This is a genomic window from Streptomyces sp. R302 (assembly GCF_012927245.1).
Classification (GTDB): domain Bacteria; phylum Actinomycetota; class Actinomycetes; order Streptomycetales; family Streptomycetaceae; genus Streptomyces.
Map to the genome: position 1 here is coordinate 712,358 of NZ_JABBGE010000003.1, position 26,668 is coordinate 739,025.

The 26,668-nt window shown below is 73.2% G+C and carries 25 protein-coding genes; 10 read left to right on the forward strand and 15 right to left on the reverse strand.

The genetic code is table 11. The annotated features are described in order from the left end of the window. Positions 1 to 11 precede the first annotated feature (11 nt). Positions 12 to 1,001 carry a LysR family transcriptional regulator gene (locus tag HHL19_RS13095; RefSeq protein ID WP_169088869.1) on the forward strand — a complete coding sequence of 330 codons (990 nt, stop codon included), beginning with the start codon at positions 12 to 14 and terminating at the stop codon, positions 999 to 1,001. Here HHL19_RS13095 and HHL19_RS13100 read toward each other — a convergent pair. Together HHL19_RS13100 and HHL19_RS13105 are read right to left on the reverse strand one after the other, a co-directional pair. Continuing rightward, positions 987 to 1,766, reverse strand: a complete 780-nt coding sequence (locus tag HHL19_RS13100) for an alpha/beta hydrolase (RefSeq protein WP_169088870.1) — start codon at positions 1,764 to 1,766, stop codon at positions 987 to 989. The two genes, HHL19_RS13095 and HHL19_RS13100, sit on opposite strands and share 15 nt — an antisense overlap. A gap of 88 nt (positions 1,767 to 1,854) precedes the next feature. Beyond that, the gene (locus HHL19_RS13105; protein WP_206324759.1) at positions 1,855 to 2,661 is read right to left on the reverse strand and encodes a GNAT family N-acetyltransferase; all 807 of its coding nucleotides are present in this window, start codon (positions 2,659 to 2,661) and stop codon (positions 1,855 to 1,857) included. 105 nt (positions 2,662 to 2,766) lie between these two features. Here HHL19_RS13105 and HHL19_RS13110 point away from each other — a divergent pair, with 105 nt between their 5' ends. Both HHL19_RS13110 and HHL19_RS13115 read left to right on the forward strand, forming a co-directional pair. Further along, entirely contained in the window at positions 2,767 to 3,921 is a 1,155-nt protein-coding gene (locus tag HHL19_RS13110; protein ID WP_169088872.1) for an adenosine deaminase, read from the forward strand. A 187-nt stretch (positions 3,922 to 4,108) separates the two neighbouring features. After that, on the forward strand, positions 4,109 to 4,474 hold the full coding sequence (locus tag HHL19_RS13115) for a hypothetical protein (protein WP_169088874.1): 366 nt from the start codon (positions 4,109 to 4,111) through the stop codon (positions 4,472 to 4,474). An 87-nt stretch (positions 4,475 to 4,561) separates the two neighbouring features. On the opposite strand, the gene HHL19_RS13120 is transcribed toward HHL19_RS13115, so the two are convergent. The 5 genes from HHL19_RS13120 to afsQ1 form a co-directional block, all read right to left on the reverse strand. Further along, entirely contained in the window at positions 4,562 to 4,765 is a 204-nt protein-coding gene (locus HHL19_RS13120; RefSeq protein WP_169088876.1) for a PspC domain-containing protein, read from the reverse strand. Between the two features lie 90 nt (positions 4,766 to 4,855). Further along, the gene (locus HHL19_RS13125; protein WP_169088878.1) at positions 4,856 to 5,416 is read right to left on the reverse strand and encodes a VanZ family protein; all 561 of its coding nucleotides are present in this window, start codon (positions 5,414 to 5,416) and stop codon (positions 4,856 to 4,858) included. 39 nt (positions 5,417 to 5,455) lie between these two features. Next, positions 5,456 to 6,058, reverse strand: a complete 603-nt coding sequence (locus HHL19_RS13130) for a hypothetical protein (RefSeq protein WP_169088880.1) — start codon at positions 6,056 to 6,058, stop codon at positions 5,456 to 5,458. Further along, positions 6,055 to 7,593 carry a HAMP domain-containing sensor histidine kinase gene (locus HHL19_RS13135; protein WP_169088882.1) on the reverse strand — a complete coding sequence of 513 codons (1,539 nt, stop codon included), beginning with the start codon at positions 7,591 to 7,593 and terminating at the stop codon, positions 6,055 to 6,057. Before HHL19_RS13135 ends, HHL19_RS13130 begins: the two co-directional genes overlap by 4 nt. Next, on the reverse strand, positions 7,590 to 8,267 hold the full coding sequence (gene afsQ1 / locus HHL19_RS13140) for a two-component system response regulator AfsQ1 (RefSeq protein ID WP_346768298.1): 678 nt from the start codon (positions 8,265 to 8,267) through the stop codon (positions 7,590 to 7,592). Before afsQ1 ends, HHL19_RS13135 begins: the two co-directional genes overlap by 4 nt. A gap of 172 nt (positions 8,268 to 8,439) precedes the next feature. On the opposite strand from afsQ1, the gene HHL19_RS13145 reads away from it, so the two are divergent. Continuing rightward, the gene (locus HHL19_RS13145; RefSeq protein ID WP_169088886.1) at positions 8,440 to 9,159 is read left to right on the forward strand and encodes a SigE family RNA polymerase sigma factor; all 720 of its coding nucleotides are present in this window, start codon (positions 8,440 to 8,442) and stop codon (positions 9,157 to 9,159) included. Between the two features lie 118 nt (positions 9,160 to 9,277). On the opposite strand, the gene HHL19_RS13150 is transcribed toward HHL19_RS13145, so the two are convergent. Next, positions 9,278 to 9,979 (reverse strand): ATP-binding protein, encoded by a 702-nt coding sequence (locus tag HHL19_RS13150; RefSeq protein WP_169088888.1) that lies wholly within the window; start codon positions 9,977 to 9,979, stop codon positions 9,278 to 9,280. Between the two features lie 52 nt (positions 9,980 to 10,031). On the opposite strand from HHL19_RS13150, the gene HHL19_RS13155 reads away from it, so the two are divergent. After that, positions 10,032 to 10,436: a hypothetical protein gene (locus tag HHL19_RS13155; RefSeq protein WP_169088890.1), complete on the forward strand. Its 405-nt coding sequence runs from the start codon at positions 10,032 to 10,034 to the stop codon at positions 10,434 to 10,436. An 85-nt stretch (positions 10,437 to 10,521) separates the two neighbouring features. Here HHL19_RS13155 and HHL19_RS13160 read toward each other — a convergent pair whose 3' ends face one another. From HHL19_RS13160 to deoC, 3 genes are read right to left on the reverse strand one after another with little or no spacing between them, the layout of a single operon-like run. Beyond that, the gene (locus HHL19_RS13160) at positions 10,522 to 11,421 is read right to left on the reverse strand and encodes an aldehyde dehydrogenase family protein (protein WP_169088892.1); all 900 of its coding nucleotides are present in this window, start codon (positions 11,419 to 11,421) and stop codon (positions 10,522 to 10,524) included. Continuing rightward, on the reverse strand, positions 11,414 to 12,850 hold the full coding sequence (locus HHL19_RS13165) for an aldehyde dehydrogenase family protein (protein ID WP_169088894.1): 1,437 nt from the start codon (positions 12,848 to 12,850) through the stop codon (positions 11,414 to 11,416). Before HHL19_RS13165 ends, HHL19_RS13160 begins: the two co-directional genes overlap by 8 nt. Before the next feature lie 5 nt (positions 12,851 to 12,855). Beyond that, positions 12,856 to 13,815, reverse strand: a complete 960-nt coding sequence (gene deoC, locus HHL19_RS13170; protein ID WP_169088896.1) for a deoxyribose-phosphate aldolase — start codon at positions 13,813 to 13,815, stop codon at positions 12,856 to 12,858. A gap of 268 nt (positions 13,816 to 14,083) precedes the next feature. Here deoC and HHL19_RS36770 point away from each other — a divergent pair, with 268 nt between their 5' ends. From HHL19_RS36770 to HHL19_RS13185, 3 genes are all read left to right on the forward strand, one after another. Then, positions 14,084 to 15,664: a hypothetical protein gene (locus tag HHL19_RS36770; protein ID WP_206324761.1), complete on the forward strand. Its 1,581-nt coding sequence runs from the start codon at positions 14,084 to 14,086 to the stop codon at positions 15,662 to 15,664. 169 nt (positions 15,665 to 15,833) lie between these two features. After that, entirely contained in the window at positions 15,834 to 16,469 is a 636-nt protein-coding gene (locus HHL19_RS13180; RefSeq protein WP_169088898.1) for a class F sortase, read from the forward strand. Between the two features lie 111 nt (positions 16,470 to 16,580). Then, on the forward strand, positions 16,581 to 17,237 hold the full coding sequence (locus HHL19_RS13185; RefSeq protein WP_169088900.1) for a PH domain-containing protein: 657 nt from the start codon (positions 16,581 to 16,583) through the stop codon (positions 17,235 to 17,237). A gap of 380 nt (positions 17,238 to 17,617) precedes the next feature. Here HHL19_RS13185 and HHL19_RS13190 read toward each other — a convergent pair whose 3' ends face one another. The 3 genes from HHL19_RS13190 to HHL19_RS13200 form a co-directional block, all read right to left on the reverse strand. Further along, complete coding sequence (locus HHL19_RS13190) at positions 17,618 to 19,270, reverse strand: phospho-sugar mutase (RefSeq protein ID WP_169088902.1); 1,653 nt, start codon at positions 19,268 to 19,270, stop codon at positions 17,618 to 17,620. Between the two features lie 1,385 nt (positions 19,271 to 20,655). Beyond that, complete coding sequence (locus tag HHL19_RS13195) at positions 20,656 to 21,459, reverse strand: purine-nucleoside phosphorylase (protein WP_169088904.1); 804 nt, start codon at positions 21,457 to 21,459, stop codon at positions 20,656 to 20,658. A gap of 338 nt (positions 21,460 to 21,797) precedes the next feature. Then, positions 21,798 to 22,235, reverse strand: a complete 438-nt coding sequence (locus HHL19_RS13200; protein WP_169088906.1) for a gamma-glutamylcyclotransferase — start codon at positions 22,233 to 22,235, stop codon at positions 21,798 to 21,800. Positions 22,236 to 22,465: 230 nt separating this feature from the next. Here HHL19_RS13200 and HHL19_RS13205 point away from each other — a divergent pair, with 230 nt between their 5' ends. Both HHL19_RS13205 and HHL19_RS13210 read left to right on the forward strand, forming a co-directional pair. Continuing rightward, positions 22,466 to 23,905, forward strand: a complete 1,440-nt coding sequence (locus HHL19_RS13205) for an NAD(P)H-quinone dehydrogenase (RefSeq protein WP_169088908.1) — start codon at positions 22,466 to 22,468, stop codon at positions 23,903 to 23,905. A 189-nt stretch (positions 23,906 to 24,094) separates the two neighbouring features. Next, positions 24,095 to 25,072: a DeoR/GlpR family DNA-binding transcription regulator gene (locus HHL19_RS13210; protein WP_169088910.1), complete on the forward strand. Its 978-nt coding sequence runs from the start codon at positions 24,095 to 24,097 to the stop codon at positions 25,070 to 25,072. A 397-nt stretch (positions 25,073 to 25,469) separates the two neighbouring features. Here HHL19_RS13210 and HHL19_RS13215 read toward each other — a convergent pair. After that, positions 25,470 to 26,668, reverse strand: a 1,199-nt coding sequence (locus tag HHL19_RS13215; protein ID WP_169088912.1) for a biotin/lipoyl-containing protein, incomplete at its 5' end; no start/stop codon positions are given.

Consider the following 26,668-nt stretch of genomic DNA (forward strand, 5'->3'; position numbering starts at 1 on the left):
TAATCGTTCCCGTGGCGCATGAGCACAGGTCACAGCCGTGGCTGTCACCGAACAGTTACGAAGAAGACATGGGGCCGGTACTGGCTCCGCGGCTCGCGTACTTCGCCGCGGTCGCCCGGCACGAGCACGTGACCCGGGCGGCGGCCGAGCTGAGCGTGCCCCAGTCGACGCTGTCGCGGGCGATGGTCAGGCTCGAAGCGGACCTGGGCGTCGCGCTGTTCGCCCGGCGCGGCCGGACCGTGGCGCTCACCCCGGCCGGCCGCCGCTTCCTCACCGCCGCCGAGCGGGCCCTCGCCGAGGTCGAGCGGGCCGCCGACACCGTACGGGCCGACGCCGACCCCACCGCGGGCCGGGTCGCCTTCGGCTTCCTGCACACCATGGGCTCGGAGACCGTCCCGGCGCTGATCCGGGCCTTCCGGGTGGATCATCCCCGGGTCCGCTTCACCCTCGTCCAGAACTACGGCGAGGCGATGATCGAACGCCTCCGAGCCGGCGAACTGGACCTCTGCCTCACCTCCCCGGTGCCGGACGCCCCCGACCTGGTCGGCCGCCGGCTCGACGAGCAGCGGCTGCGGCTCGTCGTCCCCGACGACCACCGCCTCGCCGGCCGCCGCCGCATCCGGCTCGCCGAGGCCGCCGAGGAGACCTTCGTGACCCTCGAACCCGGTTACGGGCTCCGCCGCATCACCGACGACCTGTGCGCGGAGGCCGGGTTCACGCCCCGGGTCGCCTTCGAGGGCGAGGAGGCCGAGACCCTGCGCGGCCTGGTGGCGGCCGGCCTCGGCGTGGCGCTCCTGCCGCCCCCGGCCGTGGCCCGCCCCGGCGTCGTCGAACTCACCGTGACCGCACCGCGCGCGGTCCGCGAGATCGGCGTGGCCTGGCTGGACGGCCACCCGGACACACCCCCGGTGGCCGCCTTCAAGAAGTTCCTCCTCGGCCGCCGCGGCCACCTCCTCCCGAAGGGATCCCAGCCGCCGCCGGAGGACTCAGGACCGGCGTGAACCGGACCCGAAGCCGGCCGCCAGGGGCATCCGGAGGCCGATCGGCGGCGGGGCCGCCATCGCGTCCGTCAGGGGCCGGGTGACCGGGCGGGCGAAGAGCGCGCCGAGGACGAAGTCGGCGGCGAGCGCCCGGACCTCGTCGGCGTACTGGCGCAGCCCGTGCCCGTCCGTGTGCACCTCGAAGCGGCAGGTCTCGCGGTTCGCCTTCTTGGCGCGGACCGCGAAGCGGAAGGACAGCTCGGGATCGGTGCGGGTGTCGTTCGTGCCGTGCACGATGAGCACCCGCCGCCCCACCAGCTGCCGTACGGGCTCGGGTTCGGCGGCCACGTCGTCCTCCGGCAGCCAGGGCGCGAGCGCCAGGACCGCGCCGACCGCCGGGTGCCCGGCCGCCCGCAGCGCCGCGCGGGCGCCCATGCCGTGGCCGATCAGGCAGACCGGGACGTCGCCGTAGCGGCGTACCGCCTCGGCGACCGCCCAGGAGGCGTCCGCCGCGAGCTCCGCGTCGGTGCCGTTCCAGCCCCGCCCCCGGTACCGCACCACCTGCGGGACCAGGCCCTCCGGCCGTCCCGCGCGGGCGAGTTCACGCCCGAGCGGCAGCACGGCCGCGTGCGAACGGGCCGACGCGCGGCGGCCGGAGACCGGCTCGCCGTCCGGGAGGAGCAGCGCCACGCCCCCCACCGCCGCCGCGGACCGCGAAACCCCGACAGGCCGACCGAGCCGGGGTCCCCGGCCGTCGGCAGTCCCCACGAGTGCGTACTGCGCCATGACAGAACAGTCTCAGAAGCGGAGGTGTACGGCAGTCGTACGCGCGGTCTCTGTTACGTATCGCCGTCGGGGCGAACTTCCCTCCGGTCTATGCGCGTTCGAAGCAGTGCACGGCGGAGACGGGGACGAAGCCGCGCCGTTCGTACCAGCGGCTCGGCCAGTCGTCCGCGAGCGCGGTGAGGAAGACGGTGGCGCAGCCCGCGTCGGCGGCGAGGCGCAGCGCCGAGTCGAGGACCACCCCGGCGTGGCCCTGCCCCAGGTGGGCGGCGGCCGTGACCAGGTCCTCGATCTGGGCGACGCCCGAGGCCGGGTCCAGGTACAGGTCCGCCCAGGACGCCACCTCGCCCCACTCGTCGTGCGAGGCGAGGAAGCGGACGTCGGGCGCGCCCCGGAGGCGGGCCGCCCGCCGCTCGACCAGGTCCCGGACCACCTCGTCCCCGGCTTCCGGCAGGAACCGTCGCCAGCTCTCGGCGGCCGGCCCCTTCAGGGCGGGCAGGTCCACCTCCCGCGCCCCGCCGAGTTCCGGCACCGGCCCGCCGTACCGCATGAGCAGGACGGTCGCGCGGTCGTACCCGGCCCTGACCAGCGCTTCCGCGCACGCCTCCGCGTCCGGTCCGTCGAGCACGTACACGGTCCGGTGCGACAGGTGCGCGAGGAGCTCCTCGGCGCGCCCTGGCAGGGCCTCGGGGTCGGTCGGCCCGTCCACGAGGAGGTGGTTGTTGCCGTGCGACAGGGCGTAGGCGTCGTCGAGCGCGGCGAATCCGCCGGGGAAGTCGACGGTCCGGGCGGCCTGCCGCCGGGTGAAGGCGGACACGAAGCCGTGGACGCGCCGGAGTTCGGCCGGATCGACGGCGGCGGTCGCGGCGGCCGGGCCGGACGTGGTGCTGCTGCTCATGCGGTCAGCGTAGGCAGCCGGGGGCCGGCCGCGCACGCGAGAAAGCCGGGTCATCTCCGGCGCCGACAGGGCGCGTTCTACGCGCGTAGGGGCTAGAGTGCGGCAATGACGAGCCAGACATCCCACGTCCCCACCGCGGACCAGATCCGCCGTGCCCCGAAGGTGCTGCTCCACGACCACCTCGACGGCGGACTGCGCCCCGGCACGATCATCGAACTCGCCCGGGAGCAGGGCTACGCGAAGCTGCCCGAGACCGAACCCGACAAGCTCGGCATCTGGTTCCGCGAGGCCGCCGACTCCGGCTCCCTGGAGCGGTATCTGGAGACCTTCGCGCACACCTGCGCCGTCATGCAGACCCGCGAGGCGCTCTTCCGCGTCGCCGCCGAGTGCGCCGTGGACCTGGCCGAGGACGGCGTCGTCTACGCCGAGGTGCGGTACGCCCCCGAGCAGCACCTGGAGGCCGGGCTGACCCTGGAGGAGGTCGTCGAGGCGGTCAACGAGGGCTTCCGGGAGGGCGAGCGGCGGGCCCGCGAGGCCGGCCACCGGATCCGGGTCGGCGCCCTGCTCACCGCGATGCGGCACGCGGCCCGCGCGCTGGAGATCGCCGAGCTCGCCAACCGCTACCGGGACGACGGCGTCGTCGGCTTCGACATCGCGGGCGCCGAGGCCGGCTTCCCGCCCACCCGCCACCTCGACGCCTTCGAGTACCTCAAGCGGGAGAACAACCACTTCACCATCCACGCCGGCGAGGCCTTCGGCCTGCCCTCGATCTGGCAGGCGCTCCAGTGGTGCGGCGCCGACCGGCTCGGCCACGGCGTCCGGATCATCGACGACATCGAGGTGGGCGAGGACGGCTCGGTGCGGCTCGGCCGCCTCGCCGCGTACGTCCGCGACAAGCGGATCCCGCTGGAGATGTGCCCCACCTCCAACCTCCAGACCGGCGCCGCCGCCTCGTACGCGGAGCACCCCATCGGGCTGCTCCGCAAGCTCCACTTCCGGGCGACGGTGAACACCGACAACCGGCTGATGAGCGGCACCAGCATGAGCCGTGAATTCGAGCTCCTGGTCGACGCTTTCGAGTACACGCTCGACGATCTCCAGTGGTTCACCGTCAATGCGATGAAATCAGCGTTCATTCCTTTCGATGAACGACTGGCCATGATCAACGACGTGATCAAGCCCGGATATGCCGAACTGAAATCCGAGTGGCTTTTCCGGCAGACCGCCACGACCAGCGCTTCTTCCGCCCAGGAGGGCTGAGAAGGGCGGGATGGAGGGGCCGGAAAGCCGCCGGGGCGCACGACACCCGGCGGCTTTCCGGTGTTTGCGGAGCGGAGGCGGGGCGGTTAGTTTGCGGAGCTGCTCTGCATGTCCGGATTCCTCTGTTCCGGATTTGTTCTCCTGATGGCCCGAAGCTCAGCCCTCCCAAGCCAAGGATGATTTTCAGATGAAGCAGTCTGCCGCCAAGACGCTCGGTGTCGCCGCCCTCGGTGCCGCTTTCGCCGCTGCCGCCGCCGGCACGGCCTCCGCGGCCCCGCTGGACGGCCTGGACGCCCTGTCCACCGTGGGCCAGGTCGCCCCGCTGGGCGACGGCCTCACCCAGCTCCCCGACGGCGCCGGCGAGTCCCTCGCCGCCGGCCAGGGCGCCCTCGGCCAGGGCCTCGACCAGGGCGTCAAGACCCTCCCCGAGGCGGCCGGCCAGGCCACCCAGAACCTGCCGACCGACGCCGCCACCGGCGCCCTCGGCGCCACCCCGCTCGGCGGCCTCCTCGGCGGCCTCCCGCTCGGCGCCGGCGGCCTGCCGATCGGCTGACCGCACCACCTCACGCCGAAGGGGCGCGCACCCGGTCCATCCGGGTCCGCGCCCCTTCGGCGTGCGGCGGAATCGCGCGTCGTACGGCTACCAGGCCGCCGCCTTCGTCCGCGACTCGCTCGGCAGCAGTAGCCAGAGCGCCAGGTAGAGGAGGAACTGCGGGCCGGGCAGCAGGCACGAGGCCAGGAAGATCACCCGCATCGTCGGGGCGGAGGTGCCGAAGCGCCGGGCGAGCGCCGCGCACACCCCGCCGATCATCCGGCCTTCACGGGGGCGGACAAGTGCGGCCATGGTGGGCTCCTTCGTCGGATCCGGGCGGCCGCTCCGTCGGGCCTCCCGATGACTCCATGGTGCCGCCCGGGCCCGCCCTTCGACGTCGGACTAGCGGGCGATCGGAACCCTGGGAATCCTCGGGGTACGACCCTGAGCCCGCTCGTTCCCGGTCACGGCACGCCCCTGAGGGCGCCCCTCCCGGGAGGCCCGCCGGCGCCGCATCCGGCTCCGTGCCGTCGGCACCACCAGGAGATGCGCGAGCGCCACCCCGAGGGTGTTCAGGAGCACCGAGTCCACGTCCACGACCTGCCCCGGCACCGCCGTCTGCAGCAGCTCCAGGGCCAACGACACCAGCGCCCCCGCCGCCGTCGTCCGGATCAGCGAACCCCACCCCGAGACGTCGAGCCGCCCCTCGCACATCGGGAGCAGTACCCCCAGCGGGGCGAGCAGCAGCAGTCCCTCCGCGATCAGCCGGGCCGCCTCGGCGGGCCCCAGCGCCAGATCGGCCCGGAGCCCGGCCAGCGGCACCGTGTTCGGGGCGTTCACCCAGGCCACGTCCCGTGGGAGCAGGCCGACCCAGGCGACGAGCAGCAGATGCGCGACCAGGAGCACGGACCCGATCACGCGGACGACCACGGCGGCGTTCCCGCCCGAACCTTGACGCTGCACGCCCCCCAAGACGCCGCCCGCGCCGCGAACGGTTCCGCTTCAGCCCGCCGGCGTCGGCGCGGGCGCCGTCGGCGGGGCCGACTCCGGCCGCTCCCGCAGCTCCGCCGTACAGCGGTAGCGCTTCGGCGGGTACGCCCCCGGGCCCGCGAGGAGCACCGTGTGCCCGCCCACGCCCGCCGAACTCTCCGCGAAGGTGCACACCAGCTGCGACAGCGCCGCCGGCGCCAGGTCCTCCGGCTGCCGGCTCAGCCGCAGCGTCCCCTCCGGATCGCCCGCACGGCCGCCCGCCACCGACAGCGGAGCCCGTACCGCCGTGCTGAAACCGGCCTGCCGCTCCGCGTCCGTGGGCTCCGCGAGGAGCTGCGCGAGCAGCGCCGACGCCATCCGCACCGGATCGCCGCTCGCCTTGTCCTCCGGCTGCGGCGACCTGCGGTCCACCGGCTCCAGCTGCGAACCGCACACCAGGAAGGCCCGCACCGGCACCCCCGTCGCGGGCGCCGCCGCCTCCGCCACGTTGCACGGCACCCGGGACGGGGCGGCGCCCGCGTCCACCGGCACCGACGTCGTCCGGATCCCGCACCCCGTGACCGGCAGCGTCAGCAGCGCGAGCGCCACCGCCGGCAGCGTCGTACGCGCCCTCACTCGTCCACTCCTTCGCCCGGCCGGGGCCCGGTGTCTCCCGTGCGGTCGGCCGCCGACGCGTCCCGGGGCAGCCGCAGCGTGAACACCGCGCCGTCCACGGCGCCGTCCGCGCCCACCGAGTTGGCGGCGGAGATCGTCCCACCGTGGATGAGCGCGTTCTCCATGGCGATCGACAGGCCGAGGCCGGAGCCGTCCGACCGGGGTCGCTGGGCGCTCGCCTTGTAGAAGCGGTCGAAGACGTGCGGCAGCACCTCCTCGGGGATGCCGGGCCCGTGGTCGCGCACCGTGATGACCAGCTCGTGGTCGTCCGTGCGCACCGACACCCGCACCGGCGAGCCGCCGTGCTTCAGCGCGTTCCCGATCAGGTTCGCCAGGATCACGTCCAGGCGCCGGGGGTCGAGCGGCACCACGATGCCGCGCTCCGCGTCCAGGTCCACCGCGTCCAGCCAGGCCCGCGCGTCGATGCACGCGGTGATCTGGTCGGCGATGTCCACGTCGTCCAGGACCAGCCGGGCGGTGCCCGCGTCGAAGCGGGTCACCTCCATCAGGTTCTCCACCAGGTTGTTGAGCCGCCGGGTCTCGGACACCACCAGCGCCACCGCCGGGGCGATCATCGGGTCCAGGTCGTCCTGCTCGTCCTCCAGGACCTCCGTCACCGCCGTCAGCGCGGTCAGCGGCGTCCGCAGCTCGTGCGACATGTCCGCGACGAACCGCCGGGAGGACTCCTCCCGGGCGCTCATGTCCGCCACCTTCTTCTGCAGGTTCTCCGCCGCGCTGTTGAACGTCCGCGACAGATCGGACAGTTCGTCCGCGCCGGAGACCCGGAGCCGGGTGTCCAGCTTGCCCTCGCCGAGCTGCCGGGCCGCCTCGCCGAGCCTGCGCACCGGCCGCAGCACGGTCGTCGCCGCCACCTGCGCGAGCAGCACCGAACCGATCACCGCGAGCCCGGTCGCGATCCCCAGCGACCACGCCAGCGAGTCGAGGTCCGCCTTCTCCGCCGCCAGCGACTTGAACAGGTATCCGGCGGGCCCGCCGCCGTCGATCCGCGTCCCGCCCACCAGGTACGGCGTCCCGCCCCGCTCGATCCGCTGCCAGAACAGGTGGTACGGATACGGGTTCGCGTCCGTCACCGGGCGCCGCGTGTCCACCGCCTCCCGCAGCGACACCGGCACGTCGGCCAGCGTGAACACGTCCGGGTCCGAGGCGACCACGATCGGCTTGCCCGCGGCCCGCTCGCCGAGCAGCAGCACCTGGTAGCCGGCGCTGCCCGCCGTCATCTCCTCGGCGGTGCGCCGCAGATCCTCCTGGTTCGGCCGCAGCGGCAGCGTCGCCACCCGGTTCTGCATCTCCTGCCGGAAGCCGTTCAGCGCGCTGTCCTGGGTACGCCCGAGGACCGCCTCCCGGTTCAGCCAGTACGCGATCCCCGAGGCCGACACGGCCGCCGTCAGCGCCACGAGCGCGAACACCACGACGAGGCGCAGGCGCAGACTGGACAGCCGCAGCCGCGCGAAGACCCCCCTGTTCCCCCGGGTCACGCAGGGACGTCCAGCCGGTAGCCGACACCGCGCACGGTACGGATCAGGGTCGGCGAGGACGGCACGTCCTCCACCTTCGCCCGCAGCCGCTGCACGCACGCGTCCACCAGACGCGAGTCGCCCAGGTAGTCGTGCTCCCACACGAGCCGCAGCAACTGCTGCCGGGACAGCGCCTGTCCGGGCCGCCGGCTCAGTTCGAGCAGCAGCCGCAGCTCGGTCGGGGTCAGCTGCAGGTCCTGGCCGTTCTTCGTCACCGTCATCGCGGCCCGGTCGATCACCAGCGAACCGAAGCTCGCCGAATCCGTCGACTCCCGCTCGCCGCGCCGCAGCACCGCCCGGATCCGGGCGTCGAGGACCCGCCCCTGCACCGGCTTCACCACGTAGTCGTCGGCGCCCGACTCCAGGCCCACGACGACGTCGATGTCATCGCTGCGCGCGGTGAGCAGGATGATCGGCAGCTGGTCGGTGCGGCGGATCCGCCGGCACACCTCGAAGCCGTCGATGCCGGGCAGCATGACGTCGAGCACGACCAGGTCGGGCCGCTGCTCCTTGAGCAACTGCAGGCCGTCCTCGCCCGACGCGGCGGTGGCCACCCGGTGGCCCTGCCGGGACAGGGAGAGTTCGAGGGCCGTGCGGATGGCGTCGTCGTCCTCGATCAGCAACAGAAAAGGCACGGACGTCATTCTGGCTCATGAGCCGTCCGAGTTCGACCGCCCGGAGGCGCGCTTCCTCGACCGCCCCTGTGACACGTCTGTGACAGTCGGCGGACAACGCCATGAAGTCCGCCGGGCAAGCTTCTTGGCACACGGACCGAAACACAGACTCCAACCGACAGGGGGGCGCGAGATGAACGCACTGCACAGCACCACCTCCAGCGCAGTCGTCACGCGGCTCCACGACGTCGTGCGGAGCACCGAGAAGTCCGGGGGTGTGAACGGACGGGGGTGCGTTCGTACCGTCGGGCGTCAGCGCAAGGCGCCGTACATGGTCGCCGTCGCTGACGGGGGAGCGGTGTACGGGGAGGCCACGGGGGAGCGTTCCGGGTCGGAGGCCGAGTTCACGGCCTACGTCCAGGAGCGCCGGGCCTCCCTGTACGCCACCGCCTACCACCTGACCGGTGACCGTTTCGAGGCCGAGGACCTGCTCCAGAGCGCGCTGTTCTCCACGTACCGCGCCTGGGACCGGATCAGCGACAAGGCCGCCGTCGGCGGATACCTGCGTCGCACCATGACCAACCTGCACATCAGCGCCTGGCGCCGGCGCAAGGTCAACGAGTACCCGACCGAGGAGCTGCCGGAGACGGTCGGCGAGACGGACGCGATGCGCGGCACCGAGCTGCGCGCGGTGCTGTGGCAGGCGCTGGCCCGGCTGCCCGAGCTCCAGCGGACCATGCTGGTGCTGCGCTACTACGAGGGCCGGACCGATCCGGAGATCGCGGAGATCCTGGACATCAGTGTCGGCACGGTGAAGTCGAGCATCTGGCGGTCGCTGCGGCGGCTGCGCGAGGACGAGGTGCTGAGCTTCGGCCGTGACCAGGAGGAGTCCTTCGGCGAGCTGGTCGCCTGAGGATCGGGGGGACACGGGGGAAGCACGGGGGAGGCCCCACGGGGGAAGACGGGGCCTGAGGAAGAAGCGAAGCGGGTCGTACGAGTCCGGGGGGTCTCGTACGGCCCGCTCCGTCGTGTCACGGGGTGCTGGTCGCCGGGGTCCGGTGCCGGCCGGCCGCCGCGGCGGCGAGTCGGCCGAGGGCCTCGGGTTTGGCGCACGGGTGGGCGCCGAGCGCGGTCTGCCGGGCGACGATGGCCCGCTCGGCGCGCATCAGGCGCCAGCCGCGGCGCAGCAGCATCGGGACCGACTTCCGGCCCTCCCGCAGGTCGCGCAGGAGACGGCGGCGGAAGGTGGTGGACGGGCGGCCGCGCAGGCAGAGCGCGTCGGCGAGCACGTCGAGCTCGCGGCAGCGGGTGACGATCTCGGCGGCGAAGATGCCCTCGGCGACGAAGAGCGGGGTCCGCCCGATGTCGAGGCGGTCGCTGCCGGTGCGGGAGCTGCTGGCGATGTCGTACACCGGGACGTCGGTGCGGCCCGAGCGGCACAGTTCGACGATCGCGGCGACGGCGGTGTCCGCGTCCCACGAGCGTGGGGAGTCCCAGTCGATGTCACCGCTGCCTTCGACGAGCGGGAGCGACGGGTCGTCGGCCTCCTTGTAGAAATCGTCGAGGCGCAGGACCGGGAGGCCGGTGACGGCGGCGAGGGACGACTTGCCGGAGCCGGAGGGGCCCGTCAGCAGGACGACCCGGGTCGGGATCGGTTGGGAACTCACGGAACACCAGTGTGAGGCATTACCCCGTCCAGGGGACCACCGAGGAGGGCCGTTGGTATCGAGCATCACACCTCCACTACTGTCGGTGGCCGCCCGCTCACCCCTTGGAAGGAACCCCATGGCGCGTCACGCAGAGCCGAAGGACCCCCGTCGCGGTCTCCTGTTCAAGGCAGGCCTCGGCGTCACCGCGGCCGGCGCCGCCGTCCTCGGGGCGGCCGCGGCCGCCCAGGCCGTGCCGGGCGCCGCCGTGCCGCTGCCGGTGGACTCGCTGACCCGCACGGACGCCGGCGCGGCCGGCGCGGGCGCGCTGACCGGCGTCACCCACGGGGTCGGCCCGCTGACCCGGCTCCAGCTGGACCCGCTGGCCAAGACCGGCGTCGACCCGCTCGCCAACGGCATCGGCACCCAGGTCGCCGACTTCAAGCCGGTCGGCACCGACCTGGTGACCGGCCACGTCACGGACGGCGGGGCGGTGGCCGACCTGCCGGTCGCCGGTCCGCTGACGCAGAAACTGCTGCCGTAACGCGGCATGCCGGACGGCCCCGGGCATGCCGGACGGCCCCCGGGCAGTGCTGCTGCCCGGGGGCCGTTCCGTACCCCGACCCCGCCTAGTACGAGGAGCCGCTCGCGCCCAGCGAGCCCGTGGGGTGCCAGACGGTCTTCGTCTCCAGGAAGGCGGTCATGCGGTCCGTGCCCGGGGACTCGGCGAAGTCCTCGGTACGGGGGCGCAGGACGCGCTTCAGGTTCGCCGCCGCCGCGATCTCCAGGTCGCGGGCCAGGTCGGCGTCCGCGCCCGTCAGGTCGATCGCGTTGACGTCCAGGTGGGCCGCGAGGTGCGGGCCCATCTCGGAGGCCTTGCCGGAGAGGATGTTGACCACGCCGCCGGGGAGGTCGGAGGTGGCCAGGACCTCGCCGAGGGAGAGGGCGGGGAGCGGGGCCTTCTCCGAGGCGATGACGACCGCGGTGTTGCCCGTCGCGATGACCGGGGCGATCACCGAGACCAGGCCCAGGAAGGACGACTCCTGGGGGGCGAGCACGGTGACGACGCCGGTCGGCTCCGGGGTGGAGAGGTTGAAGAAGGGGCCCGCGACCGGGTTGGCGCCGCCGACCACCTGGGCGATCTTGTCGGTCCAGCCCGCGTACCAGACCCAGCGGTCGATCGCCGCGTCCACCTGGGCCGCCGCCTTCGACTTCGACAGGCCCTCGGCCTCGGCGACCTCGCGGACGAACTGGTCCCGGCGGCCCTCCAGCATCTCGGCGACGCGGTAGAGGATCTGGCCGCGGAGGTAGGCGGTCGCGCCCGCCCAGCCGCCCTGCGCCTTGCGGGCGGCGACGACCGCGTCACGGGCGTCCTTGCGGGAGGACAGCGGGGCGTTCGCCAGCCAGTTGCCCTTGGAGTCGGTCACCTCGTACACCCGGCCGCTCTCGGAGCGGGGGAACTTGCCCCCGACGTACAGCTTGTAGGTCTTGAAGACGCCCAGACGGTTCTGCTCGGACTTCTCAGACATCGAGGTAGGCCTCCAGACCGTGGCGGCCGCCCTCGCGGCCGAAGCCCGACTCCTTGTAGCCGCCGAACGGCGAGGTCGGGTCGAACTTGTTGAACGTGTTGGCCCAGACGACACCGGCGCGGAGCTTGTTCGCGACCGCGAGGATGCGGGAGCCCTTCTCCGTCCAGATGCCGGCGGAGAGGCCGTACTGGCTGTTGTTGGCCTTGGCGACGGCCTCGTCCGGGGTGCGGAAGGTGAGGACCGAGAGGACCGGGCCGAAGACCTCGTCGCGGGCGATGGTGTGCGCCTGGGTGACGTTCGTGAAGAGCGTCGGGGCGAACCAGTAGCCCGCCTCCGGGAGGTCGCAGGCGGCGGTCCAGCGCTCGGCGCCCTCCGCCTCGCCCTGCTCCACCAGCGAGGTGATGCGGGAGAGCTGCTCCTCGGAGTTGATGGCGCCGATGTCGGTGTTCTTGTCGAGCGGGTCGCCGAGGCGGAGCGTCGACAGACGGCGCTTGAGGCTGTCCAGGAGCTCGTCCTGGATCGACTCCTGGACCAGGAGGCGGGAGCCCGCGCAGCAGACCTGGCCCTGGTTGAAGAAGATGCCGTTGACGATGCCCTCGACGGCCTGGTCGATGGGGGCGTCGTCGAAGACGATGTTGGCGCCCTTGCCGCCCAGCTCCAGGGTGACCTTCTTGTCGGTGCCGGCGACCGAGCGCGCGATGGCCTTGCCGACGGCCGTCGAGCCGGTGAAGGCGACCTTGTTCACGTCCGGGTGCGCGACCAGGGCGGCGCCGGTGTCGCCGTACCCCGGGAGGATGTTGACGACGCCCTTCGGCAGGCCCGCCTGGCGGCAGATGTCCGCGAAGAACAGGGCGGAGAGCGGGGTCGTCTCGGCGGGCTTCAGGACGACCGTGTTGCCGGTCGCCAGCGCCGGGGCGATCTTCCACGCCAGCATGAGGAGGGGGAAGTTCCAGGGGATGACCTGGCCGGCCACGCCCAGCGGGCGCGGGTTCGGGCCGTGGCCCGCGTGGTCGAGCTTGTCGGCCCAGCCCGCGTAGTAGAAGAAGTGCGCGGCGACCAGCGGGAGGTCCGCGTCGCGGGTCTCCTTGATCGGCTTGCCGTTGTCCAGGGTCTCCAGGACGGCCAGCTCGCGGCTGCGCTCCTGGATGATCCGGGCGATCCGGAAGAGGTACTTGGCGCGCTCGGAGCCGGGCAGCGCCGACCACTTCTCGAAGGCCTTGCGGGCTGCCCTCACCGCGCGGTCCACGTCCGCCTCGCCCGCCTGGGCGATCTCGGAGAGGACCTCCTCGGTGGAGGGGGAGACGGTCTTGAAGACCTTGCCGTCGGCCGCGTCGGTGAACTCGCCGTCGATGAACAGGCCGTAGCTCGGGGCGATGTCGACGACCGCGCGCGACTCGGGCGCGGGGGCGTACTCGAAGGGGGAGGTCATGTCGATCAGTCCACCGTCACGTAATCGGGGCCGGAGTAGTGGCCGGTGGCCATCTTCTGGCGCTGCATCAGCAGGTCGTTGAGCAGGCTGGAGGCGCCGAACCGGAACCAGTGGTTGTCCAGCCAGTCCGGGCCGGCCGTCTCGTTGACCAGCACCAGGAACTTGATGGCTTCCTTGGTGTTGCGGATGCCGCCGGCCGGCTTCACGCCGATCTGCACGCCGGTCTGCGCGCGGAAGTCGCGCACCGCCTCCAGCATGAGCAGGGTGTTCGCCGGGGTGGCGTTGACCGCGACCTTGCCGGTCGAGGTCTTGATGAAGTCGGCGCCGGCCATCATCCCGAGCCAGGAGGCGCGGCGGATGTTGTCGTACGTGGACAGCTCGCCGGTCTCGAAGATCACCTTGAGCCGGGCGCGGTCGCCGCACTGGGCCTTGATCGCGGCGATCTGCTCGAAGACCTCCAGGTACCGGCCGGCGAGGAAGGCGCCGCGGTCGATGACCATGTCGATCTCGTCCGCGCCGGCGGCGATCGCGTCGGCGGTGTCGGCCAGCTTCACGGGGAGGGCGGCGCGGCCGGCCGGGAAGGCGGTGGCGACCGAGGCGACCTTGACGTCCGAGCCCGCGAGGGCGGCCTTGGCGGTGGCCACCATGTCGGGGTAGACGCAGACGGCGGCGGTCGTCGGGGTCGTGCGGTCGGTCGGATCGGGGTGGACGGCCTTGGCGGCGAGGGCCCGGACCTTGCCCGGGGTGTCCGCGCCTTCGAGCGTCGTCAGGTCGATCATGGAGATGGCCAGGTCGATGGCGTACGCCTTGGACGTGGTCTTGATCGAACGGGTGCCGAGGGACGCGGCGCGCGCCTCCAGGCCCACGGCGTCGACGCCGGGCAGCCCGTGGAGGAAGCGGCGCAGCGTGCTCTCGGACGCGGTCACGTCGGCGAAAGCTGCTGCTGCGGATGCAGTGGTGGGCATGGTCACCAGTCGAGCATATCTACGCGCGTAGCGACCTGTACAGGGGAGGGCGTCGGGGGAGGGGTGTCGTGCGTCTCGTGCGGCGTCATGGCCGTCGGGGGTGTGAGGGCTGTCACGCGCCTGTGACATGGAGCGGATCGATCCCTCATACAAGATCATTAGATTTTTCCTCAGCAGCCAGCGAGAACTCACCGGCCCTTCCCGATCGAGACATCAGCCAGGCGTGCGGCTCTTCTTCATCCACCACCGAAACCTCTCGGGAGTCGTCATGCGCACCGCCCTCCGCACCGCCCTCGCCACCGCGCTCGTCGCCGGCGTCGCCGCCACGCCGCTCCTCACGGCGGGCAGCGCGTTCGCCGCCGGTACGGCTCCGGGGCCGGCGGCCGCCGCGCCCGCGCCCGCTCCCGCGAAGGTGGCCGCGCCCGCGCCCGCTCCCGCGAAGGCGGCGGCGACCGCTCCCGCTCCCGCGAAGTCCGCCGCGCCCGGGACCGCGACCGTGCCCGCTCCTGCGAAGGCCGCCACGCCGGCTGCCGCCGCCACCGCCCCGGCGGCCGCCGACCCGGCCGCCGAGGCCGCGCCCGACGCCGACGTGCTGGTCCGCACCGTGGAGCTCGACGGGGGCCTGACCGCCAAGGTCTACGACAAGGGAACCCAGCACCGGTACTACACCGCGACCGTCCTGCGCGGCACCACCGTCCTGGGCGAGCTGAAGGCCGGCGGCGGCTACGACGCCACGGACACCGGGGTCTTCGCCGGATACGCCGTGACCCTGGACGCCGAGGGCAAGGTCACCGCCGTCGAGGCGGGCCCCGAGCACGCCACGCTGGTCCGCACCGAGACGCTGCTCACCGGCACCGTCGCCAAGATCTACAAGCTCAAGGAGCAGAACTACTTCGCGGTCCTCTTCCGCGACGGCCACGAGGTCGGCGAGCTCCACGCGGTGACCCGCTCCGTCGCGGGCCAGGACAACGGCGAGTACCTCGTCCTCAACCCCGACGGCTCGATCCACAACTGGATCGGCAACTCCGCCGACGCCAAGGTCGGCCACTACCGCCTCGCGGACGGCACGATCGTCGAGGTCGGCGAGAAGGACGGCTTCTACGGCCTCCAGTCGATCGACCCGGCCACCGGCAAGGGGAACGGCTTCATCTACCTCCAGGGCGGGGACCGCAAGGTCTACTTCTTCGGCAAGGCCGTCGTCGTCCTGGAGTCGCCCGGCAGCTTCGCCGCGTACATCCCGGGCGCCGCGAAGCAGGCCGCCCCGCAGCCGTACGACCTGGCGGCGGGCAAGGTCGACCACTGCCCGCCCCAGAGCATCGACGTCCCCGTCGGCGCGGGGACCAAGGCCCAGCTGACCATGACCACGAAGGGTCCGGAGGCGAAGCTCGTCACCGCCGGGGACGAGAAGGTCGTCGGCGTCCTCGACCGCCGGCACCTCTCGCTGCCCGCGAGCGCCGGCATCGTCGCCCGGATCGACGACGCCTTCAGCGCCACGCCGTCGCTGTACGTCAAGGTCGAGGGCGGCTCCGCCAAGGGCGGCAGCCACCCCTTCCCGGCGCTTCCCGAGGGCTGCGCCCTGGAGGAGGTCCCGGCCGGCGGCCAGACGAAGGGCACGGGCACGGGTGCGGGCTCGGGCACGGGCTCGGGCACGGGAACCGGCACCCACGCGCAGGCGCAGGGCGGGCAGACGTCCGTCGTCCCGCAGGGCGGCGTCGCGGCCGGCGCCGAGCTCGCCGCCGAGGAGGGGTCCGGCACGCTGGTCGCCGCCGGCGCGGGTGCCGCCGCGCTGACCGCCGCCGGACTCGGCTTCCTGGCGATGCGCCGCCGCACGGCCACCGCCCGCGTCTGACCCGGTACGGGCCCGCCACCCCCGGGCCCGTATCGCCCCGCCCCACCCCGCTCCCCGCCCCTTGACCCGAGCTCGGAGCGTTTCACCCCACCTCACCCCACCCCACCCCCCGGCCGGTCGTCGCGTTTCACGCGGCGGTCGGCCGGACCCCGTCCTCCCGGAGCCTCGTATGCGTCGCCGTCGTAGCGTCAGCGTCAGCGTGACCGTCACCGCCGCCGTCCTGCTCGTGGCCGGTCTCGCCGGCTGTTCGGCCGGGGGTGCGCCGGAGGCCGTCACCCCGCCCGCCCGAATCGTGGAGTCGTCCGCGCCGGCGCCCGCCCCCGCCGCGACGGTGAAGCCGCTCGCCCGTTCGCTGCCCGTGCGGGTCGAGCTGCCCTCGGCCGGGGTGGACGCGCGGGGGATCCTGGAGCTCGGGCTGAACGGGGACGGGACCGTCGAGGTGCCGTCGGTGGCGCAGGCCGAGCGGATCGGGTGGTACGGGAAGGGCGTCACGCCCGGGGAGACCGGGCCCGCCGTGCTCATCGGGCACTTCGACACCGCGCGCGGGCCCGCCGTGCTGAAGGACGTCGCCAAGGTCCGGGTCGGCGACACGATCACCGTGACCCGGGCCGACGGCACCGTCGCGGTCTTCCGGGTCCGCGAACTGGAGCAGGTCGACAAGGACGCCTTCCCGACGGAGAAGGTGTACGGCGACACCCGCCGGCCCGAGCTGCGCCTGATCACCTGCGGCGGCGAGCTCGTCGACGGGCACCGGCCGGACAACATCATCCTGTACGCGGACCTGGCCGACGTCCGGCGGGGCTGAGCGTGACTGAGCGGGGCTGAGGCGGGGCTGAGGCGGGGCTGAGGCGGGGCCGAGGCGGGGCCGAGCCCCCGGGAGGAGCCGCGCCCTGCCGTCTGAGGCAGAATCGGCGGCATGACGAGCCCCACGCCCTCCGAGCCGAACTCCGGGTCGAACCCCGAGCCGACCTCCGCCGACCGCGTCTACCGTTCCTCCTTCGGGATCGCCGGTGGTGTCTTCCTGCTCGCCCTGGTGCTCGTCTTCGTGGGCGACGCGCTGCTGCGCGGCGAGGGGCGGGCGCCCTGGCTGGCGCTGGCCGGGCTGCTGCTCGCCGCCCCGCTGATCACCGCCTTCACGCTCCGCCCCGCCGTCTACGCCAACGAGGACCGGCTCCGGGTCCGCAACCCGTTCCGGTCGATCGTGCTGCCCTGGGCCTCCGTCGCCGACGTCCGGGCCGGGTACTCCAGCGAGGTGTTCACGCACGGGGGCGCCAAGTACCAGCTGTGGGCCATGCCCGTCTCGCTGCGTCAGCGGAAGAAGGTGGCACGCCAGGCCGCCCGCGCCTCCCAGGACGACCCCCACGGGCGTACCTCCGTGACCGCCGACGTCCGGGACTCCGCCGCGCGCGTCGCGGCCGGCGACCAGAACGTCGCCGACCTGCGGGAGATGGCCGAGCGGTACCAGGGCCGGGCCGGGGCGCAGGGCGCGCCGGCGGTCCGGTGGGCGTACGAGGTCATCGCGCCGGCCGTCGTCGGCCTGGTCCTCCTCGTGGTGCTCGGCGCGACCGGCTGAGCCCCTCCCGCGTCCCTCTCACCCCGCCGGTGTCCTAGGGCAACGGCGGGGTGAAGCACGCCCCCGGCCGTTGGCCCGGCGCCCGACGATCCCGGCCTCAGAGCCGACGGACGGTGCGGCTGGCGGCTGGCGGCCGGTCGCGCAGAACGGGAGGGTGGTGGCGTGGTCGGCGCTCCGCGCGGGGCACGCGGCCATGGGGGGAGGGGTACTCCGGAAGGGCGTACGAGCGCCACTCCACCTGCCGCGCGGTCTACGTCCGCTTCCGCGCACTGCTGGAGGCCGCCTCGCGGGAGCTTCTCGTGCACGTCTCGTGGCGCGCAGGTCGGCGACACGGCGGAGGGCCGGTACGGGAACCCCGTACCGGCCCTCCGCCGTACCGCCTAGAGCCCCGCGGCCGCGGCCAGGTCCTTCTTCAGCGCGCCGAGCACCTCGGCGCCGGTGGCGCGGGCGGTCGCGAGCCCGCTCGCGTCGGCGACCGGGACGACGACCTCCAGGTAGCACTTCAGCTTGGGCTCCGTGCCGGAGGGGCGGACGATCACCCGGGCCTTGTAGTCGCCCTCCAGGTGGTAGCGCAGACCGTCCGTGGGCGGCAGCGACTCGGTGCCCTTGGTGAGGTCCTCGGCCGACACGACGGTCAGCCCCGCGAGCCGCACCGGCGGTGTCTCGCGCAGGGCCGCCATGGCGTTCGCGATGATGCCCAGGTCCTCCACGCGCACCGACAGCTGGTCCGTGGCGTGCAGCCCGTGCGCGACCGCCAGGTCGTCCAGGAGGTCCGTCAGCGTCCGGTCCCGCTCCTTCAGCTCCGAGGCCAGCTCGGTGACGAGCAGCGCGGCGGTGATGCCGTCCTTGTCGCGGACGCCGTCCGGGTCGACGCAGTAGCCGAGGGCCTCCTCGTACCCGTACCGCAGCCCGTCGACGCGGGCGATCCACTTGAAGCCCGTCAGGGTCTCCTCGTACCCGACCCCGGCGGCCTCGGCGATCCGCCCCAGCAGCGAGGACGACACGATCGACTCCGCGAAGACGCCCCGGGCGCCCTTGTGCACGAGGTGCGCGGCGAGCAGCGCGCCGACCTCGTCGCCGCGGAGCATCCGCCAGCCGCCCTCGACGGAGGCGTCCGGCACGGCGACGGCGCAGCGGTCGGCGTCCGGGTCGTTGGCGATGACGATGTCGGGGTCCACGGCCCGGGCCGCCTCGAAGGCCAGGTCCATGGCCCCCGGCTCCTCCGGGTTCGGGAAGGACACGGTCGGGAACGCCGGGTCCGGCTCGGCCTGCGCGGCGACGAGCGCGGGCGGCGGGAAGCCGTGCCGGGCGAAGGCGGCGGTCAGCACGTCCTTGCCGACGCCGTGCATCGCCGTGTACACGGTCCGCGCGGTACGGGGCGACCCCGGCGTCAGCACGGCGTCGGTCCGCGCCAGGTAGGCCTCCAGGACTTCCTCGCCCAGCACCTCCCACCCGTTCTCGGGACGCGGCACGTCGGCCAGCGCCCGTACGGCGTCGATCTCGGCCGCGATCTCGGCGTCGGCCGGGGGCACGATCTGCGAGCCGTCGCCGAGGTACACCTTGTAGCCGTTGTCGCGCGGCGGATTGTGACTGGCGGTCACCTCGACGCCGGCGACGGCCCCCAGGTGCCTTATGGCGTACGCGAGGACGGGCGTCGGCAGCGGGCGCGGCAGCAGGGCGGCGCGCAGACCGGCGCCGGTCATCACGGCGGCGGTGTCCCGGGCGAAGTCCTCGGACTTGTACCGGGCGTCGTACCCGATGACGACCAGCCCGCCGGCCTGCCCCTTCTTCCGCAGGTACGCGGCGAGCCCGGCGGCGGCGCGGATCACCACGGCCCGGTTCATCCGCATGGGCCCGGCGCCCAGCTCACCGCGGAGCCCCGCGGTCCCGAACTGCAGCGTCCCGGAGAACCGGACCGCCAGCTCGTCGATGTCCCCACGGTCGAGGAGCGCGCCGAGCTCCTCACGAGTCTCGGAATCGGGATCCTCGGCGAGCCACGCCTGGGCCCGACCAAGGAGTTCGTCCTGCGTCACGGTATGCGCCTTTCGGAGAGCGGGTGGTATGGGTCGGCTTGAGGGCTGAGGGCTGAGGGCTGAGGCTGCGGGTACGGGGGCGGGGTCGGGGTGCGGTTCGGCGGGAGCGGTGTACGGGTGCGGGTATCGGTCCGGGGCCGGGTGCGGAGCAACGTGCGGGTGAGGGTGAGGGTGCGGGTGTCGGCGAGGTGCGGGTGGACGTCCTGCGGGGGTGCGGGGTGCGGGCCGCTGCGCGGAGCCTTCCCCACCCCGCCCCTTCCCGTAACCGGGGGCAAGCCCCCGGCCCCCCGACGGCCTCCGGCCGCGCCCTCAAACGCCGGGCGGGCTGAAATCACCCGACTCCGCCGCACGAGAACCGGGCCGAGGCGCCGCGCCCGGGCCAGAGCCCCGATCCCGACCCCGCCGACGTTCGAGGCGCGGAGCCCCGAACTTCAGCCCCGCCGGCGTTCGAGGCACCGGGGTCCGGGGCGAAGCCCCGAATCTCGGCCCCCGCCAACGTTCGAAGCGAGGGCTCCGGGGCGGAACCCCGAACCTCAGCCTCGCCGGGGTCCGAGCCGCAGGCTCCGGGTGGAGCCCTGTAGCCCAGCACCGCCGGGGTCCGAGTCGCAGGTTCCGGGGGAGCCCCGTACCCCAGCCCCGCCGGAGTCCGAGTCGCAGGTTCCGGGCGAAGCCCCGAACCTCGGCCCCGCTGGAGCTTGAGTCCCGGGTTCCGGGGTGGCGTCCCGAAACCTAGCCCCGCCGGAGTCCGAACCGCAGGTTCCGGGTGGAGTCCCGAATCTCGGCCCCGCCAAGGCTTGAGTCCCGGGTTCCGGGGTGGCGCCCCGAAACCCAGCTCCGCCGGAGTCCGAACCGAAGGTTCCGGGTGGAGCCCTGTACCCCAGCCCCGCCCGGAGTCCGAGTTGCGGGTTCCGGGCGAAGCCCCGAACCTCAGCCCCGCCCGGAGTCCGAGTCGCGGGTTCCGGGCGGAGTCCCGAACCTCGGCCCCGCTGGAGCTTGAGCCCTGGGTTCCGGGCGGAGCCCCGAAACCCAGCTCCGCCGGAGCCCGAACCGCAGGCTCTGGGCAGAACCCTGCACCTCAGCCCACCCCGGAGCCCGAGTCACGGGTTCCGGGCGGAGCCCCGAATCTCAGCCCCGCCGGGGTCCGAGCCGCAGGTTCCGTGGTGGCGCCCCGCATCCCAGCCCCGCCGGCGTTTGAGGCGCGGGGGTCCGGGGGCGGAGCCCCTGGTTTCGGGAAGGGGCGGGGTGGGGTGAGGCCCCGCGCAGCGGCCCGCCCCTGACGAGCCCCGCACCCGGCACCTGACCTCGCACCCGACGCACCCCGTGCCCTACGCCCCACAGCACCGCGCACCGCGCACCCGCGCACCGCGCCGCACGCCGCGAAGGCGTCAGATCCGGTCCAGGACCCGCGTCAGCAGTTCACCCATCCGCGCCGCCGAGTCCCGCCCCGCCTGGAGGACCTCCTCGTGGTTCAGGGGCTCGCCGGAGAGCCCCGCCGCGAGGTTGGTCACGAGCGAGATGCCGAGGACCTCCGCCCCGGCCTCGCGCGCCGCGATGGCCTCCAGGACGGTGGACATGCCGACGAGGTCGCCGCCGAGCACCCGCACCATGTTGATCTCGGCGGGGGTCTCGTAGTGCGGGCCGGGGAACTGGACGTACACGCCCTCCTCCAGCGTCTCGTCGACCTCCTTGCACAGCGCCCGCAGCCGCGGCGAGTACAGGTCCGTCAGGTCGACGAAGTTCGCGCCGACGATCGGCGACGCGGCCGTCAGGTTGATGTGGTCGGAGATGAGGACCGGCTGGCCGGGGCGCATGCCCTCGCGCAGACCGCCGCAGCCGTTCGTCAGCACGACGGTCTTCACACCGGCGGCGACGGCCGTGCGGACGCCGTGGGCGACGGAGGCGACGCCGCGGCCCTCGTAGTAGTGGGTGCGGCCGAGGAAGACCAGGGCGCGCTTCTCGCCGATCTTGTACGAGCGGATCTTGCCGCCGTGGCCCTCGACGGCCGGCGGCGGGAAGCCCGGGAGCTCGGTCACGGGGAACTCGGCCTCGGGGGCGCCGAGGGCGTCCACGGCCGGCGCCCAGCCGGAGCCCATGACCAGGGCGACGTCGTGGTTCTCGACTCCGGTCAGCTCGCGCAGGCGCGCGGCTGCGGCCTCGGCGGCCTCGTACGGGGTGGCAGTAGCGTTCACTGGCTCTCTCGCCTCGGGGAGGGGGTCCGAGGGCGGTCACCCCGGACGGAATTCATTCGCCAGGAAGCCTAGCCCGAGAATTCCTACGCGCGTAGATGACGGCGCGGACGGACATGCGATCGTTGTCTTGTCGTTTCCGACGAAAACGTGGATGAAGTCCCCGATGACGCATCCGACGAGGCGCCCGGCGAGGCGCCCGATGACGCATCCGGCGACGCGTCCGACGAGGCATCCGGCGACGCGCCCGGCGAGGCGTCGGACGACGCTTCCGGTGACGCGCCCGGCAAGGCGTCCAGCGACGCGCCCGGCGACGCGTCCCACCTACACCCGCCCGCCCCTCAGCAGGGCCGCTTGCGCAGCTCCATCACATAGTCGTGCGGCGCCCCCGCCGACTCCGCCGCGTCCGCGACCTCGCCGAGGTAGCGCGCGGAGGGCAGCCCGCCCTCGTAGGCGTTGAGCACGTACACCCAGGCCGGCTCCTCGCCGTCGAGGGTGTGTACCCGGACCCGCATCCTCCGGTAGATGTCGAGGCCGACGCCCTCCCAGCGGTCCATCGAGTCCTCGTCCATGGGGGCGATGTCGTAGAGCGCCACGAAGACCTGCTGGCGGGGGGCCTCCACGAGGGTGGCGAGCGCCCCCTCCCAGCCCATCTGCTCCCCGCCGAAGGTGAGCCGCCAGCCGTTCAGCCAGCCGGTGCCGCGCAGCGGTGAGTGCGGGGCGCGGCGGCTCATCAGCCGCGGATCGAGGTTGCCGGCGTACGCGGCGTAGAGCGACATGGGTCCGAGGGTACGGGAGGGACGGGGGTGGTCGACGAACCCCGAGGTGGGGGCCGTACGAGTGCTCCGCGGCGCCCCGAACGGGCTTTTTCCGGCCCCGACGCGAGGGACCGGGCGGCGTACGGGACAATGGAGTACGCACTTGAAGCGTGCGGGACAATGGCGTACGCACTGCACCCCATGGGGGCCGCACACCCCCGGCAGAACGAGAGCGCGAGGCGTAGATCCCAGTGACCCGGATCGTGATCATCGGCGGCGGACCCGGCGGATACGAGGCGGCCCTGGTGGGCGCCCAACTCGGCGCGGAGGTGACCGTCGTCGACTGCGACGGCCTCGGCGGCGCGTCCGTCCTTACCGACTGCGTCCCCTCCAAGACCCTGATCGCCACCGCCGAGGTGATGACCACCTTCGACTCCTCCTACGAGGAGCTGGGCATCATCGTCGCGGACGACACCCCGCACATCGAGCAGTCCGCCCGCGTCGTCGGCGTGGACCTCGGCAAGGTCAACCGGCGGGTGAAGCGCCTCGCGCTCGCCCAGTCGCACGACATCACCGCCTCCGTCACCCGGGCGGGCGCCCGCGTGCTGCGCGGCCGCGGCCGGCTCTCCGGCCGGCAGGCCATGGACGGCTCCCGCCAGGTGATCGTCACCGCGGCCGACGGCACCGAGGAGACGCTCACCGCCGACGCCGTGCTGATCGCCACCGGCGGCCACCCGCGCGAGGTGCCCGACGCCAAGCCGGACGGCGAGCGGATCCTGAACTGGACGCAGGTCTACGACCTCAAGGAGCTCCCGGAGGAGCTCATCGTGGTCGGTTCCGGTGTGACCGGCGCCGAGTTCGCCGGCGCCTACCAGGCCCTCGGCTCCCGCGTCACGCTCGTATCCTCCCGCGACCGCGTCCTGCCCGGCGAGGACCCGGACGCCGCCGCCGTCCTGGAGGACGTCTTCCGGCGCCGCGGCATGAACGTCATGGCCCGCTCCCGCGCCGAGTCCGCCAAGCGGGTCGGCGACCGGGTCGAGGTCACCCTCTCGGACGGCCGGGTCATCTCCGGCACCCACTGCCTGATGGCCGTCGGCGCGATCCCGAACTCCGCCGGGATGGGCCTGGAGGAGGCCGGGGTCAAGCTCAAGGACTCCGGGCACATCTGGACCGACAAGGTCTCCCGCACCTCCGCCCCCGGCGTGTACGCGGCGGGCGACGTCACCGGTGTCTTCGCGCTCGCCTCGGTCGCCGCCATGCAGGGCCGGATCGCGATGTACCACTTCCTCGGCGACGCGGTGGCCCCGCTCAACCTGAAGACGGTCTCCTCGAACGTCTTCACCGACCCCGAGATCGCCACCGTCGGCTACACCCAGGCCGACGTCGACGCGGGCAAGATCGACGCCAAGGTCGTCAAGCTGCCGCTGCTGCGCAACCCGCGCGCCAAGATGCAGGGCATCCGGGACGGCTTCGTCAAGATCTTCTGCCGCCCCGGCACCGGCATCGTCGTCGGCGGCTGTGTCGTCGCCCCCCGGGCGAGCGAGCTGATCCACCCGATCTCGATCGCGGTCGACAACAATCTGACGGTCGAACAGATCGCAAATGCTTTCACCGTGTACCCCTCCCTGTCGGGCTCGATCGCGGAAGTGGCACGGCAGTTGCACACCCGAAAGACCTCGGCCGAGGCGTAGGGCCGCCGGCGATCACGCTCCCCGCCTGCGGGAACGGTTCGCCGACTCGGACAACCCCCGGCAAGACGGGGCATAGAACGATCAAAGGCGGGGCTCTCCATACCACTTGGGGGCCCCGCCTGTGTGTATATTCCGCAATCCGGCGCATACTGCTGAAAACCAACGGCCGTGCACGTTACTGTCAGTTTCGTGTTCGCTGCAGAACGTCGCCAGTTGATCCTCGAAATGGTGCGAGCCAATGGGGCCGTGTCGCTCCGCGAGCTCGCCCGCGTCGTCCAGACCTCAGAAGTGACCGTGCGCCGCGACGTACGGGCCCTGGAGGCAGAAGGACTCCTCGACCGCCGGCACGGCGGTGCGGTGTTGCCGGGCGGATTCACGCGAGAATCCGGCTTCCCGCAGAAATCCCATCTCGCGACCGCGGAGAAGACGGCCATCGCCGACGTCGCGGCGAGCCTGGTCGAAGAGGGCGAGGCCATCGTCGTCGGCGCCGGGACCACCACCCAGGAGCTGGCCCGCCGGCTCGCCCGGGTCCCCGGCCTGACCGTGGTCACCAACTCGCTGCTCGTCGCCCAGGCCCTCGCGCACGCCAACCGCGTCGAGGTCGTCATGACCGGCGGCACCCTGCGCGGCTCCAACTACGCCCTGGTGGGCAGCGGCGCCGAGCAGTCCCTCCAGGGGCTGCGGGTCTCCCGCGCCTTCCTTTCCGGCAGCGGCCTCACCGCGGAGCGCGGCCTCTCCACCTCCAACATGCTCTCCGCGAGCGTGGACCGGGCCCTGGTGCAGGCGGCGGCCGAGGTCGTCGTCCTCGCCGACCACACCAAGCTCGGCACCGACACCATGTTCCAGACGGTGCCGACGGACGTGATCACCCGCCTGGTCACCGACGAGCCGCCGCCGCACGACGAGCGCGCCGCCTCCGAACTCCAGGCCCTCGCCGACCAGGGCGTGCAGATCGCCGTGGCCGGCACCGGCCAGAGCGCCGCCCCCGCCCCCGAGCAGCTGCCGCCGGGCGTCCGGGGCCGCCGCGAGATGCCGCTGCCGGTGCAGCGCGGCGGCCGGATGCCCGCGGGGCAGTTCCGCGGCCCCGGCACCGGCCCCGGTCCCGGCGCCCTCGGCGCCGAACCCCTGGAGCGCACGGCCCGCGTCGCGGACCTCCGCCGCCGCTGACACCCGCGCTCGGCAGTACGACGCCGAGCACGGTTCCGTACGACGCCGGGCACGGTTCCGTACGACGCCGGGCACGGTTCCGTACGACCCCCGGTGCGGATCCCGTACGTCCCCGGGCGCGGTTCCGTACGACGCCGGGCACGGTTCCGTACGCCCCTGGGTGCGGATCTCGTACGTCCCCGGGCGCGGGTGCCGTACGACCCCGAGCACCATCCCGTACGACCCCGAGCACCGTCCCGTACGCCCCCGGGTGCGGATCCCGTACGTCCCCGGGCGCGAGCCCGTACGCAGTGAGCCGCCCAGCCCGTTCCGCCGACAGCGGCTGCCGCCGGAAACGGCGAAGGGCCCCCAGGCGGCTGCCTGCGGGCCCTTCCCTGTCGACTCGACTGACCGGCCGTCAGGCCTTGATGTCGCAGATGCCGGCGCCGGAGGTGACGGACGCGCCGACCTCGGCGTTGAGTCCGGTCACGGTGCCGGACTTGTGGGCGTTGAGGGGCTGTTCCATCTTCATGGCCTCCAGGACGACGATCAGATCGCCTTCCTTGACCTCCTGCCCCTCCTCGACCGCGACCTTCACGATCGTGCCCTGCATCGGCGAGGCGAGGGTGTCACCCGACGCCGTCGGACCGGACTTCTTCGCCGCACGCCGCTTCGGCTTCGCACCCGCCGCCAGACCGGTCCGGGCCAGCGTCATGCCCAGGCTGGACGGGAGGGAGACCTCCAGGCGCTTGCCGCCGACCTCGACCACGATCGTCTCGCGGCCCGCCTCGTCCTCGTCCGCGTCCGCACCGGCCGGAGCGAAGGGCTTGATCTCGTTGACGAACTCCGTCTCGATCCACCGCGTGTGGACCCGGAACGGGTCGGCGGTGAACGCCGGGTCGACCACGACGGCCTGGTGGAACGGGATCGCCGTCGCCATCCCCTCGACCCTGAACTCGCCCAGCGCACGCGCCGCGCGCTGCAGGGCCTGCTCACGGGTCGCACCCGTCACGATCAGCTTCGCCAGCAGCGAGTCCCACGCCGGGCCGATCACACTGCCGGACTCCACACCCGCGTCCAGACGGACGCCGGGGCCGGTCGGCGGGGTGAAGACGGTGACCGTGCCCGGAGCGGGCAGGAAGCCCCGGCCCGGGTCCTCGCCGTTGATACGGAACTCGAAGGAGTGACCGCGGATCTCCGGGTCGCCGTAACCGAGCTCCTCACCGTCCGCGATCCGGAACATCTCCCGCACCAGATCGATCCCCGTGACCTCCTCGGTCACCGGGTGCTCCACCTGCAGACGCGTGTTGACCTCCAGGAACGAGATCGTCCCGTCCAGGCCCACGAGGAACTCGACCGTGCCGGCACCGACGTAGCCGGCCTCCTTCAGGATCGCCTTCGACGCCGCGTACAGCTCCGCGTTCTGAGCCTCCGACAGGAACGGCGCCGGCGCCTCCTCCACCAGCTTCTGGTGACGACGCTGCAGCGAGCAGTCACGCGTCGAGACGACCACCACGTTGCCGTGCGAGTCCGCCAGGCACTGCGTCTCCACATGCCGCGGCTTGTCCAGGTACCGCTCCACGAAGCACTCGCCACGCCCGAACGCGGCCACGGCCT

Coding starts and splice junctions, on each gene's coding strand:
- HHL19_RS13100 (WP_169088870.1), bottom strand. CDS start 1,766: ATGGCGCAGTACGCACTCGTGGGGACTGCCGACGGCCGGGGACCCCGG.
- HHL19_RS13105 (WP_206324759.1), bottom strand. CDS start 2,661: ATGAGCAGCAGCACCACGTCCGGCCCGGCCGCCGCGACCGCCGCCGTC.
- HHL19_RS13110 (WP_169088872.1), top strand. CDS start 2,767: ATGACGAGCCAGACATCCCACGTCCCCACCGCGGACCAGATCCGCCGT.
- HHL19_RS13115 (WP_169088874.1), top strand. CDS start 4,109: ATGAAGCAGTCTGCCGCCAAGACGCTCGGTGTCGCCGCCCTCGGTGCC.
- HHL19_RS13120 (WP_169088876.1), bottom strand. CDS start 4,765: ATGGCCGCACTTGTCCGCCCCCGTGAAGGCCGGATGATCGGCGGGGTG.
- HHL19_RS13145 (WP_169088886.1), top strand. CDS start 8,440: ATGAACGCACTGCACAGCACCACCTCCAGCGCAGTCGTCACGCGGCTC.
- HHL19_RS13150 (WP_169088888.1), bottom strand. CDS start 9,979: ATGCTCGATACCAACGGCCCTCCTCGGTGGTCCCCTGGACGGGGTAAT.
- HHL19_RS13155 (WP_169088890.1), top strand. CDS start 10,032: ATGGCGCGTCACGCAGAGCCGAAGGACCCCCGTCGCGGTCTCCTGTTC.
- HHL19_RS13160 (WP_169088892.1), bottom strand. CDS start 11,421: ATGTCTGAGAAGTCCGAGCAGAACCGTCTGGGCGTCTTCAAGACCTAC.
- HHL19_RS13165 (WP_169088894.1), bottom strand. CDS start 12,850: ATGACCTCCCCCTTCGAGTACGCCCCCGCGCCCGAGTCGCGCGCGGTC.
- deoC (WP_169088896.1), bottom strand. CDS start 13,815: ATGCCCACCACTGCATCCGCAGCAGCAGCTTTCGCCGACGTGACCGCG.
- HHL19_RS36770 (WP_206324761.1), top strand. CDS start 14,084: ATGCGCACCGCCCTCCGCACCGCCCTCGCCACCGCGCTCGTCGCCGGC.
- HHL19_RS13180 (WP_169088898.1), top strand. CDS start 15,834: ATGCGTCGCCGTCGTAGCGTCAGCGTCAGCGTGACCGTCACCGCCGCC.
- HHL19_RS13185 (WP_169088900.1), top strand. CDS start 16,581: ATGACGAGCCCCACGCCCTCCGAGCCGAACTCCGGGTCGAACCCCGAG.
- HHL19_RS13200 (WP_169088906.1), bottom strand. CDS start 22,235: ATGTCGCTCTACGCCGCGTACGCCGGCAACCTCGATCCGCGGCTGATG.